The 12,094-nt window shown below is 58.2% G+C and carries 10 protein-coding genes; 2 read left to right on the forward strand and 8 right to left on the reverse strand.

The features are described 5' to 3' along the window. Positions 1 to 335: 335 nt before the first annotated feature. Positions 336 to 779, forward strand: coding sequence for an EF-hand domain-containing protein (locus N5C28_RS23780; RefSeq protein ID WP_279825982.1), 444 nt, complete (start codon positions 336 to 338; stop codon positions 777 to 779). A gap of 109 nt (positions 780 to 888) precedes the next feature. Here N5C28_RS23780 and arsH read toward each other — a convergent pair whose 3' ends face one another. From arsH to wrbA, 6 genes are all read right to left on the reverse strand, one after another. Then, positions 889 to 1,587 (reverse strand): arsenical resistance protein ArsH, encoded by a 699-nt coding sequence (arsH, locus tag N5C28_RS23785; RefSeq protein WP_279825984.1) that lies wholly within the window; start codon positions 1,585 to 1,587, stop codon positions 889 to 891. A 12-nt stretch (positions 1,588 to 1,599) separates the two neighbouring features. Beyond that, positions 1,600 to 2,070: an arsenate reductase ArsC gene (locus N5C28_RS23790; protein WP_279825986.1), complete on the reverse strand. Its 471-nt coding sequence runs from the start codon at positions 2,068 to 2,070 to the stop codon at positions 1,600 to 1,602. Between the two features lie 29 nt (positions 2,071 to 2,099). Beyond that, the gene (locus tag N5C28_RS23795) at positions 2,100 to 3,383 is read right to left on the reverse strand and encodes an arsenic transporter (protein ID WP_279825988.1); all 1,284 of its coding nucleotides are present in this window, start codon (positions 3,381 to 3,383) and stop codon (positions 2,100 to 2,102) included. 21 nt (positions 3,384 to 3,404) lie between these two features. Then, positions 3,405 to 3,752: a metalloregulator ArsR/SmtB family transcription factor gene (locus N5C28_RS23800; RefSeq protein ID WP_279825990.1), complete on the reverse strand. Its 348-nt coding sequence runs from the start codon at positions 3,750 to 3,752 to the stop codon at positions 3,405 to 3,407. Positions 3,753 to 3,919: 167 nt separating this feature from the next. Next, positions 3,920 to 5,194 carry a Na+/H+ antiporter NhaA gene (gene nhaA, locus N5C28_RS23805; RefSeq protein WP_279825992.1) on the reverse strand — a complete coding sequence of 425 codons (1,275 nt, stop codon included), beginning with the start codon at positions 5,192 to 5,194 and terminating at the stop codon, positions 3,920 to 3,922. A gap of 586 nt (positions 5,195 to 5,780) precedes the next feature. Next, entirely contained in the window at positions 5,781 to 6,380 is a 600-nt protein-coding gene (gene wrbA, locus N5C28_RS23810; RefSeq protein ID WP_279825994.1) for an NAD(P)H:quinone oxidoreductase, read from the reverse strand. Positions 6,381 to 6,652: 272 nt separating this feature from the next. On the opposite strand from wrbA, the gene N5C28_RS23815 reads away from it, so the two are divergent. Then, entirely contained in the window at positions 6,653 to 7,378 is a 726-nt protein-coding gene (locus tag N5C28_RS23815; protein WP_279825996.1) for a hypothetical protein, read from the forward strand. A 115-nt stretch (positions 7,379 to 7,493) separates the two neighbouring features. Here N5C28_RS23815 and N5C28_RS23820 read toward each other — a convergent pair whose 3' ends face one another. After that, positions 7,494 to 9,341 (reverse strand): UvrD-helicase domain-containing protein, encoded by a 1,848-nt coding sequence (locus N5C28_RS23820; protein WP_279825997.1) that lies wholly within the window; start codon positions 9,339 to 9,341, stop codon positions 7,494 to 7,496. Then, a complete protein-coding gene (locus N5C28_RS23825) occupies positions 9,338 to 11,632 on the reverse strand; it encodes an AAA family ATPase (protein WP_279825998.1) in 2,295 nt (764 codons plus the stop codon). The genes N5C28_RS23820 and N5C28_RS23825 overlap by 4 nt, the downstream gene beginning before the upstream one ends. Positions 11,633 to 12,094: the final 462 nt, after the last annotated feature.

The following is a 12,094-nucleotide window of genomic DNA, read 5'->3' on the forward strand; positions in this document are numbered from 1 at the left end:
TTGGTAGTGGTCATGGCAAGGCTCTCTCTATTTTTAGGTTGGGTGCCGATTCTTCGGCTTGATTGGGTCTTTCCCGTGCAGTTGTCGCTGCATGGGGTAAAGATTAAATTCGACACCCTTGATGCACCAGACGGCAAAATTTGCCTCTAGCGTTCTATTTAAGGAACGATCAGAAAAGCCACTTTCATGGTGCAAACCGCATGAGAGACCGCCCAGTTGTTCGCAACCCGGCTTAGCACATGTGAGCTATGGAACACCGGCGCCGCTGCGGCTACGGTGGCCCATCAGGCGGCCCTGCCGTGCTGCGTTTCGGATTGACCACAGGGAGTTCCACCATGTTGTCGCTTACCCGGATGTGTTCCGCAGGCCTGCTGCTGGCGTTAGTCGCCGGCAATGCGCCCGCGGCAGAGATCGAGGACATCTTTCGCGCGGAAGACACCAACGGCGACGGCGCCATTTCCGTCGAGGAAGCCCGGGCCGCGGCGCCTGCCACCTTCCGGCGCATCGACCAGGACGGCAACGGCAGCGTCACCGTCGACGAAATCGCCGCCTACACCGTCGCCGAGGGCGGCACGGACATGGTCTGGCCGGCCGAGGTGCTGGCCTCGGTGGCGCAAAAGACCCTGGAATACTGGGACGCCAACCGCGACGGCAAGGTGTCCGAGCAGGAATACGTGGAGGTCACGGTGGCGCTCCTGCTGCTCGCCGACACCAACGGCGACCGCCAGGTGACCCGGGAAGAACTGCAGCGCTTTCGGGGGGAGCCGGTCACGCCCTGAGGCGCCGCTGGCCGTCGTCCTGCCCAACAGGCGCGCCGGTGACGCCCCCCTCGACCACACCACAATCAGCACCGGGCGCGAGCCGGTGCGTTGGGGTATTGAAGTGGCGTTAGATCGATGCTTGTTCCACTCGGGCGGAGAGCTGCTCGGCACTCTCCTTCCGCTCTGAGTAACGATCCACCAGGAACGCCTGTTGGTCGCGTAGCAGCACGGTGAACTTCACCAGCTCCTCCATCACGTCGACGACACGGTCGTAGTACGCCGAGGGCTTCATCCGGCCAGCCTCATCGAACTCCATGTAAGCCTTGGGCACCGAAGACTGGTTGGGGATGGTGAACATGCGCATCCAGCGGCCCAGCACGCGCAACTGGTTGACCACATTGAACGACTGCGAACCACCACACACCTGCATCACCGCCAGGGTCTTGCCCTGGGTCGGGCGCACAGCACCAAGTGCCAGGGGAATCCAGTCGATCTGCGCCTTGAACACCGCAGACACCGCACCATGTCGTTCCGGGGAACACCACACCTGCCCTTCTGACCACTGCACCAGATCGCGCAGCTCCTGGACCTTGGGGTGCTCCACGGGGGCGTCATCGGGCAGCGGTAGCCCGGATGGGTTGAACACGCGAGTTTCCGCGCCGAAGTACTCCAGCAGGCGTGCGGCCTCCTCGACCAACAGGCGGCTGAATGACCGCTCGCGGGTCGATCCGTAGAGCAGCAGGATGCGCGGCTTGCGGCTGTCGTGATCGATCGCCTGTGGCCTATCGAACAGCGAGAGATCGAGATTGGGCAGTTGCTCTGACATGACGCCTCCTACTCACAGCGTGCCGATTCGGTCGAGCTCACGCTTGAGCTCGTCGCGGCCGAGACGCTCGAACGGGAGCGCCAGAAAGGCTCGGCATCGCTGTTCGATGCGGGCCAGCGTGTCGCGGAATGCGTGATCGACCGCCGCCTCGTCCCCCATGACATCGGAGGGGTCTTCCAGCCCCCAGTGGGCCTTCAGCGCGGGGCCGAAGTAAACCGGGCAGGCTTCCCCGGCCGCTTTGTCGCAAACGGTGATGACGATATCCGGCGGGTTGTCCGCAAAGGCGTCGTTGCCCTTGCTGCTGAGCCCCGCTGTGGAGATGCCGGCCTGCTCCAGCGTGGTGAGGCTGCGCGGCAACACCTGCCCTTTGGGAAAACTGCCAGCGCTCACCGCCTCGATCCCCTGGGGGGCCAGGTGGTTGAACATGGCTTCGGAAAGAATGCTGCGGCAACTGTTGGCCGTGCACATGAACAGGACTCGCATGGATGGCTCCTACCGCTCCAGGGCGGCGATCAGAGGCTCAGGCGAAGCGCCAGGGCCGAGAGAGTGATCAACAGGACCGGGAGCGTCAGCACGATGCCGACCTTGAAGTAGTAGCCCCAGGTGATACGCAGCCCCTTGCGCTCCAGCACGTGCAACCAGAGCAATGTGGCCAGGCTGCCAATGGGGGTGATCTTCGGGCCGAGGTCGCAGCCGATCACGTTGGCGTAGATCATCGCCTCGCGAACGACCCCCTCAGCGCCGCTGGCCTGGATCGACAAGGCGCCGATCAACACACTGGGCATATTGTTCATCACCGAGGACAACAGCGCCGAAAGCACACCCGTACCGATGGCCGCGCTCCACAGCCCCTGCTCGGCGAAGCGGTCCAGCACCTGGGTCAGGAGGTCCGTCAGCCCCGCGTTCTTCAGGCCATACACCACCAGGTACATGCCCAGCGAGAACACCACGACCTGCCAGGGGGCTTCGCGCAGCACCCGTCGCGTGGAAATCCGGTGGCCCCGGGCCGCGACCGCAAACAGAATCGCCGCGCAGACAGCCGCCACGGCACTGATCGGAATACCCAGCGGCTCCAGGGCAAAAAGCCCTATCAGCAGAACCAGCAGCATCCACCAGCCGACGACGAATGTGGCGCGATCACGGATGACCGTTTCCGGCGCGGGCAGCACATCGAGTGCGTAGTGCTGCGGCAAGTCGCGGCGAAAGAACAGGAACAGCACCAGCAGCGTGGCAGCCACGCTAACCAGGTTCACCGGCACCATCACCGAGGCGTACTCGGAAAAACCCAGCCCGAAGTAGTCGGCGGAAACGATGTTCACCAGGTTGGAGACCACCAACGGCAGGCTGGCCGTGTCGGCAATGAACCCGGCGGCCATGACGAACGCCAGGGTCGTGGCCGCCGAGAAGCGCAGCGCCACCAGCATGGACATGACGATGGGTGTGAGGATCAGCGCCGCACCGTCATTGGCGAACAACGCAGAAACGGCAGCGCCCAGCAGTATGCAAAAACAGAAAAGACGATGGCCGCTGCCTTTCGCCCAGCGTGCCACATGCAGGGCGGCCCATTCGAAGAAGCCGGCTTCATCCAGCAACAGGCAGATAACGATGACGGCGATGAACGTAGCCGTCGCATTCCAGACGATGGCCCACACCGTGGGAATGTCCGACAACGACACCGCGCCGACGGCCAGCGCGATGAGCGCGCCGATGCTCGCGCTCCAGCCGACCCCGAGGCCCCTGGGTTGCCAGATGACCAGCACGAGGGTGAAGACGAATACCGCGATAGCAACCAGCATGGACGACACGCTCCAACAAGGTCAGCAGCACGCGGCCGCACGAACGGGACGGTCATCCATGTTCTGCAGGCGCGAGGTGTTGTCCTTGAGCCAGTCGGCGTTGGCCTTGAGCGTCACCTGCAACATCTCATGCACCCAGGCAGGCAGTTCGGGATTCAGGCGGTAGTACACCCATTGCCCTTGGCGACGGTCCAGCAGCAGCCCGGTGCTGCGCAGCTGAGCAAGGTGACGGCTGATCTTCGGCTGGCTGTCATCGAGGGCACACATCAGCTCGCAGACGCAAAGCTCGCCCAGCTCGGCGATCAACAGCGTGGCGCGGCCGCGCGTCTCGTCGGCCAGACTTTTGAACAGGTCGGTGGGGGTCATCATGGCACGGCCTGAATATACGGAAAAACGAATATATGCCTATCCATATATTCAGGCAACAGGCGTAATCAACTCGGCTGCACGCGTTTGCCAACGGTGACATGATGACCAGACGCCGGATGGGTATGAAAAAGGCCCGCTGATTAGCGGGCCTTCTCACACGTGAAGAACTAGATCGTTCTGACATCGCCGTCCTGGCGAATCTCGGCTTCCTGCCCCGCCTCTTCCTGAAACTGGTCGTGCGCCTTGGGGGCGAAACGCAGAATCGCACAGGCCACGAAGGCAGACAGCAGCGAGCCGAGCATGATGCCGATCTTCGACTCTTCGACAAACGCCGGGTGGCCAGGGAACGCCAAGCCGCTGATGAACAGGCTCATGGTGAAACCAATGCCGCAAAGCATCGAAATCGCATAAATCTGCAGCCAGGTGCAGCCCCGGGGTTTGGCCGCGAGCCCGGTCTTCACCGCCAGCAGCACCCCGCCGAACACGCCGAGCTGCTTGCCAATGAACAGGCCGGCCGCGATGCCCAATGGCAACGGTGCCACGATATCCGCCAGGGAAATACCGGCGAAGGAAACGCCAGCGTTGGCAAAACCGAAGGCCGGCACGATCAGGAACCCCCCCCAGGGCGCGATCCCGTGCTCCAGCCTGTGCAAGGGCGAATCCGCTGCGTCCGGTTGGCCCGGCGTCGGGATGTAGGGAATCAGGAACGCACCCACCACACCGGCGATGGTGGCATGAACGCCAGAGAGCAGGGTCGCGTACCACAGCAATGCCAGGCCGATCAGGTACGGCCAGAGCACCAGCACCCGCAGGCGGTTCAGCAGGTACAACACACCGATGATCGCCGCCGCCGCGACCAGGGCGACGAGGTTGATCGAGGACGTATAGAAGACCGCAATGATCGCCACCGCCCCCATGTCATCGATGATCGCCACCGACACCAGCATCAGCTTCAGAGACAGCGGCGCGTGGCGTCCCAGCAGCGCCAGCACACCGATGGCGAAGGCGATGTCGGTCGCCGCAGGAATGGCCCAGCCGTTGGTGAGCACCGGGTCGCCCTGGGTCAGCATCAGGTAGATCACCGCGGGCACAGCCATACCCATCAGTGCAGGCAGCGCCGGCAGGCGCCGCTGCTCCCAGGACGACAGGCGCCCGTCCACCAGTTCGCGCTTGATCTCCAGCCCCACCAGCAGGAAGAAGATCGCCATGAGGCCATCGTTGATCCACAGGTGCAGCGTCATGGGCCCGAGCTTTTCACTGAGCGTTGGGCCAACGGTCGCGTGCAGCAGGTGCTGATAGGCACTGGCCAATGGGCTGTTGGCCACCAGCACGGCAGCCGCAGCGGCGATCATCAACAGCACGCCACCGGCCGCCTCGCTGGCCAAAAAGCGCTTGAGCGCCGACTGCTCAGCCAATGCTGGGGTTAATGACGATTGAGTCATGCACGGTTCTCCTTGGACATATGAAACCTGGCACATCGAACAGCCACAGCCGGGCTGGATGCGAAAAGACGGACACGGCAAAACGCCGGCCGTAGAAACGTAAGGCCAGTGTTGGAATTTGAGACGGGAGGTGGCGTGAAAGCCCTGAAGCGACTCGAAGAGCCGGGGCGTAGCCATGGATAACGGAGTCGCTGCATAAATCTGAAAGCCTCACGGAAAACGACTGATCGTTCTCCGTATTCGGGGCTTCCCCCGGGCGCACGCAGCACACGCCAAGTGGTCGGATAGTATCTCGGTATCAGCCGTCCTTCAACCCAAAGACGTGCTGGCGCTGCTGCACCCGAGCCGGCACAACGCGCAGGCCTGCCGCCTGGGTTACAACGCGAAATCCTTCGAGCAGATCGCCGCGCTCATGACCGAACGGCTGGGCCAGCCCTTGCGCGATGAGGCACCGTTGAGTATCCACCGCTGTGCATGGCGCCCCCATGGACGCCCGCCTTTACCACGCGCAGCTCACAGGTATCACGCCAGCCAGGGGGCTGTTCTGGAGCTTCCCCAGGGAAGCACCAGAAAGTACAGACCTGTTCTAGCCGTGCAGCTTGGAGGCGATCCGGGCAACGTGCTCGCCCTGATGGCGGGCAACTGCCAGCTCTCGTTCGTTCGGCTGGCGAGAACCGTCGCCACCGGCAATGGTCGACGCGCCATACGGCGTGCCGCCTGCCACGTTCGAGAGATCGAGCAGTGCCGGGGTGGTGTAGCCGATCGGTACGATGACCATCCCGTGGTGCGCCAGCGTGGTCCAGGTCGAGGTAATGGTCATCTCCTGGCCACCGCCCGTTCCGGTTGAGGTAAACACGCTGGCAACCTTGCCAGCCAGAGCGCCCTTGGCCCAAAGACCACCCGTGCGGTCAAGGAAGTTGCGCATTTGTCCGGACATGTTGCCGAAGCGGGTCGGCGTGCCAACGATGATGGCATCGAAGTCCACCAGCTCTGCCGGCTGTGCCTCTGGCGCACTCTGGTCGGTCTTGCCGCCTGCGGCCGCGAAGGCTTCCGGGCTCATGGTTTCAGGCACCCGCTTTACGACGACCTCCGTCCCCGGAACGCTGCGCGCCCCTTCGGCGATGGTGTTCGCCATGGTCTCGATGTGGCCATACATGGAGTGATAGAGCACTAGAACTTTAGCCATTGGTGGTTCCCATTCTTCTGTGGATTTACGGTGCCGAGGCGCTATGAAAGCGTGGCAGTGGAGCACCAAAACTCGACGCCCAATAGAACAGGACTGCTGTACTGGTACGTTGTTATGAAAAAAATCGTCGGTCGCCTGGCTGCAACAGTGACTGTTTCTACCCACAGGCCTTTTGCCTGATCCGCGTTCTGCCGCTATAGCTGAAAGGCTCGCCAGCTGCCCGGTACACCCGCAGCGCGGGCTTGATGACAGCCAACAACGGAGGTTCGGCCATGCCCAAGGTCACCACGGAACAGCTCGAAGAAATGCGCACACTCCTGCAGACCGGCCCACTGATCATCGGAGAGAACCACAGGGTCAAGCTCGGCCGACAGGCCATCAAGAAGCTGCTGCGGATGTCGGCGATCCGCTTTCTGTCCCTGGAAACCCCGGTTGGCCCGGAAGCCATCCTGAAGGCTGAAAACAACGCCGTGGATGAGGACTTCTTCGACCGCTATTTCGGCGAACAGATAACCCTGAACAGCTCGATCACACTGCAAGGACTGGCCCACTACGCCGCGGCCAACACCTATGACGGCAAGCAAGGGAAGTATGAGACTGGCAACAAACAAGCGGTGCCGGTCTACTTCCACGATGCCCCGCACCAGAGAAACAACGTGGCGTTTTCCGGATTGGCCCGTGAAGACCGCTATACCTCCGACAAGCTAGGCGAGCTCAGAAAAACCTACGTGGCGCACGCCAAGAAATTCCTGCCGGAGGGCGCCCCCCCGTTACCCCCCAACCCTGATCCGCTGGCCAGTAATAAATGGGTGGTCATCCGCAACCATTTCGCCAAAAACGCACTGACCCATATGCTCGGCACAGACCCAGGTCGGCTGGCCGGCCTGCTGATACTGGCCGGCAATGATCATATGAGCGAAGGGGTCTGCGGACCGGACGGCACCCTGCAGCAGGTGCTGGGCATCGCCCAGGATCGGGTGTACGACTTCAGTGAGTGAAGCGGGCCACGGCCACTTCTGACTGGAAACTGCCGCTAGCGGGTGTCCACTTTCGGCCAGAAGCAGTCATAGGACGTCTACAAAAGCCGGAGCGATTCAGGCCATGAAGAACGTTTCATAGGATTTCAACCTCGCTTTCGTGAAGCCAGCCAGCATCGACAACGTTTCGCTTGGCCAGCGACGGCTTGGGCGTATATACGACAATCGCCAAGCTCTTTTCAGCCCGGCTGCATGTAACGTACAGCAGCCTACGAGTACGTGCGAGTGCGTTGTCCTTGCCATCACGCTCGTTGTCTTTATCAGTTTTTGTTGGTTCCTTCACTCCCAGCAATTTGTCGTAGCTGAACAAAAAACCACCTGCCTCCTCATCGTTGATAACAACCATGACCCGTGGAAATTCCAGTCCCTTTACGCCTTGGTGCGTACCGTAGGGCGAAAGATCATTCACGTAGTCAGCAAAAGCTCTCAATTCTGAAAATGGACGTTCAAGCAGATTCTGGTAGGCAAAGTTTTCCATTGCGTTTCGATCTTCAGGGTCAGGAGCGTCACCCGGTGCTCCCAATATTATTGCCCCGAGCAACTTATCCGGAACTTCAAGCAATCCCGTATCTATCAAAAGCAACGCTACTTCACGGAGTGTCGGATCTCTATCTTCAAAAAGGGAGAGCAGGGCGTACGTCGCGTCCTGGACACTTTGCATATGGGTCGATTGATCCCCTGTTGCTTTGAGCGAGCCCTTGTCCAGCAAGGGAGAGCGAGAACGGACAGCTTCAAGCAGAAGAAAGTGGTCATCCTTTGCGGCGAGGATGGGAAGAACTCCTTCGCTGAATACTCGAAGAGCAGGCAACGTTCCATCCATCAAGCCAGTTTGTAAGTGGTCGACTGCGTATAGCGGGGTAAACAGCTTTTCGAACCCCATTCGCCGTCCGGCCATCTTGTGTTCGAGGATTAGCGTCTTTCGCCCGTTGGGACCGGAAGCCCAGTTTTCGTCGTCGGTAAACGCAGCCATCCGCTGAGCAATGGCATTCTCAGTTTCATATGACGGCCCTTGGTCTGTTCCGATACAGAACATGCGAACGACGCCTTCTATGGCATCAGCTATTGGAGTCTGCTGATGAGAGTCTGCAGATTTTCGAATCACGTTGATTAGATCTACCACCCTACGAGGGCAGCGGCGATTAATGACCTTTTCGGGTTTCAGCCAGTCTGCCGGTATCGCTTTGTCCAGACGTGTCACACCATGGCCGTAAATCTGTTGCATGGTGTCGCCCAAAAGCCCCAAGCAGAACCGTGTTTTCGTCAATTGTTGGACTTTTAGGAAAGCCTCCATAACAGGAGCGTGGGTGTCCTGGCTTTCGTCGATCAACACAACCGGGTAGCGGTCTACTAGAACATCCATAACAGGACGCTCAGGAGCGAATGCCGCAGTTATTTTGATAACCTCATCGTGATTGAGTGCCTGCCGCTCTCGGTTGTCACCGGTGGGGCTATAGATAAACTTCGTAATCTCGTCGAGTGCCTCGAGTCTGCGCGTTTTGCTTTGCAGCTTTCGTCTGTTTTCTCGAGCCGTTTTATTTTCACCTCGCGAACGTTCGAGATCGCTTTCGATTTTGATGATGTCTTGAGCAAGTTTGACCCGCAGCCACTCTCGGATCTCGTTGTCGAACCCATGAATTAGGCGCCAGGCGAATGCGTGAATTGTTGAGACCTCTACAAGCGGATCAAACTCCAATCTCCGAAGAATCTCGGCACAAGCTGCGTTGGTATATGTGATTACTGCAATTCGCCGGCCCTCGAACGTGAGGCGTTCCCGCTCGCGGTTTTTAAGCTCGCGAATAGCCTCGACGAGTGAGTGAGTTTTTCCTGACCCAGCACCTGCGTAGAGGAAAAAACTTTTCGGATCTGTCAGGTTTAGACATGCCTGTATAGTGGCGTCTGCATCTAAGGCAGAGACTTCGTTCATGGTGTCACCTCTGCGCCATCAGGCGGAATCACCAGAAGCTCCTTTTGCTTACTCCTCAACTTGGACTCAAGCCAACTGAGGCCTTCACTGATGTATTCAGGGATTTTAAGACTCGGAAAATTTTTGTCCCCCAATACGAGCAAAACAAACTCTGCCTTTTTTCCGTCGCGTAATTCGTTGAAAAATCCTTCTCCTATGGCATCTGATGTTTGTGCTTCTTTCAAGATTTTAACGAAAGCTTTCATCAGGCCTGCGCTGCGCTCTATCTTCGCAAAGTAAACAGCGTTGCTGAGCACAAAGCTGTCTTCAAAGGTATTTGGAAGAGCTTGGATTGCTTCTCCAGTAGCGGGCAGGTGGGTATCAATTGGGGTTTGATAGGCGACACGTACGGAGTACAAATCGTCAATTTTATGTTCTTTCTGGGCAGCTGGCAGTTCAAGCAATTCATCCACTGTGCTGCCCAGACGCATCGTTCTCATCCAGCTCCGCAATGTCGGATTGTTCGTGATCTGCTCAGCGTTTCTTTGCACCGGTTTTGCGGCCTTATTGAACCCAGCATCGAGGTCCGTGATTACCAAGGTGACGATGCCGAGAGCGTCAATTAAAGGACGTAGCCGGTGCGCATGACTGCCACCGATATCGAGGGTTGTAATGTAACAACGGTCAAGGAAGGAAAACTTATTCCGCAAAAAATGCGGCAGCATCATTCTCTCCGCTGAGCCCTCCACCAAGATGACTGCGTCGGCAAAGAATATGTCCGCGTGCTGTGCCCGCAAATATCGGGTTACGAACTCCTTCGTCTTTGTTCCCTCTCCGAACACGTTAGAGAGATTTGAGACTGTAGATACTGGCACTCCAATGCCATACATTCCGGCAGGCAGACGTCTGAAATACCTTAGGCTCTGGTAATCTACTTCATGAGTTACATGGCTGGAGTGGGTGCTTACCAAAAGCTGAGTATTTAGATTTGGGTAGCGGTCAAGTAGCGCGTCGCAGCATAGAACTTGATAGGCGTGCCGTACGAAAACTTGTTGAACTTGAACATGGAGATGGGCTTCGGGCTCCTCAACGAGTACGAGGTGGATGGGCTCAATACGGTCTATTGCCTCAGCGCTAGCTGCCCTGGTTTTTTTTAGCCACTCATCCCTAAAACCCATCAAACGGAAAATCATAGATATCAAGTTTTGATATCCCAACCCGTTAGCGGTCTCTGGTAAATGAAGAGGAGGAGCCCCTGGGGCGCCCTCAATTGAATCCAACTCAAAAAGGACAGCCGCTTCATGGTTCATGCCGTCCGTTGTGGCCAGGCGACTTGCGACTTTGATGCGTGGATCATTGCGACCAGGGTAGCCCAACCCCTCGACCTCTCTAATGGCAGGTTCGAAGCTGCTGCTTAGCCTGGTATCGAATGCTGACTGGGCTGCCTCTATCGCTCGCAATGCTTCGAGGTCTGAGATATCTGGGCTGTCACCTGGGTCGAGATGCCGGGAATAATAAGATCTGAGCTGTTCCGATAGTTTTCGAGCGCCGTTGGGGCCAACGTTGTCGCCTTGATTGCTGTCCGAATGGTCTCCGAATCCTCGCTGTGCATTGATCTCATGTACTCGAATCAATCCACTGAGGGGATTGTTTTCCAAGGGGAGGGCGGTAGGACTCAGCTTCTGCATCTGAGCCATTCGAGTCGATTTGTCTGGCTTCTCAAGTTGTTGCGGATCTAGACGATACCAACGGACCTTGAATTTATCGGCCAGTCGGCGGTTAAGGTAATCATGAAGATTCTGCGGCCATAATGTCAGTGGACTACCTGGTGGGTCCTCCTTCCCGAGAGCGTCTTCAAGCTGGGCGACCCTTGCACGCTCCTTGCGATAGTCCGTGTACAGCGCACTCATTTCATCTGGTTCAAGCAGGAAACGCATTCCTACAAGCCCACCACGCCAAGCAAAGTTGGGTATGAGGTCACGGATGTAGTGGAACTCTCCTTGATCTGCCGACACCCATATATCAAGACTAGGAAGCCAATTTGCCCAGTCCTTGGTAGTAGGAATTTCGAAGTTCGCTGGTGGGTTTTCCCACTCCCTACCAATTTCGTCGAGCTTGACGAGATGGCAAAGAGTTAGATCCTGTAGCCGAAAAGCAGATGCCTTTGAAACCAAAAATCTCCGAAGCGCCAGCATGGCTGATGATTTACCGCTGTTGTTTGCCCCTACAAGCAGCGTGGTCTCATTAGCGAAGTCAATTCGCACAGAAAGCAGTTTTCGAAAGTTGGCTATCTCTACGTGCTGGATGCGCATGAATCGTCCTTGAAAGCCTTGGGAGTGTCAGTTTGCTATCAGTGTAGCTAGCCGCCAGTGACAATCAAAGGAAGAAAAATTGGGGGAATGAATTGACCCGGAACCCGTAGACGCTGAATGGCCGCTGTTGCCGATAGCCGCCCTTCAAGAGCCTGCATAGCACCACCCCAACCCTTGCCCTCCCCCGCTCCTCACGCTACAGTCCACCCGTCGTGGTCAATCCCGCGACCGGGTGTGACAACCTGAAAACACACGAAGGCGCGGTAGCGCCATAGCCGAGAGCAGGCGCTTTTTTTGTGCCTGTTGCTTTCTCGTGCATCTATGGCGGGCCGTGCGGGGCAGGCTTCGGCCTGGCCGGTTTTCCTTCGTGTACCGGTTTGTCACCCCCGTACGGTCCGCCACCCAATCCCGTGTGACAACGGCTGGGCAGCGGCTCCTTAATCACACGAAGGAGCATAAGGA

This window comes from Pseudomonas sp. GD03944 (assembly GCF_029839275.1).
Taxonomy (GTDB): Bacteria; Pseudomonadota; Gammaproteobacteria; order Pseudomonadales; family Pseudomonadaceae; genus Aquipseudomonas.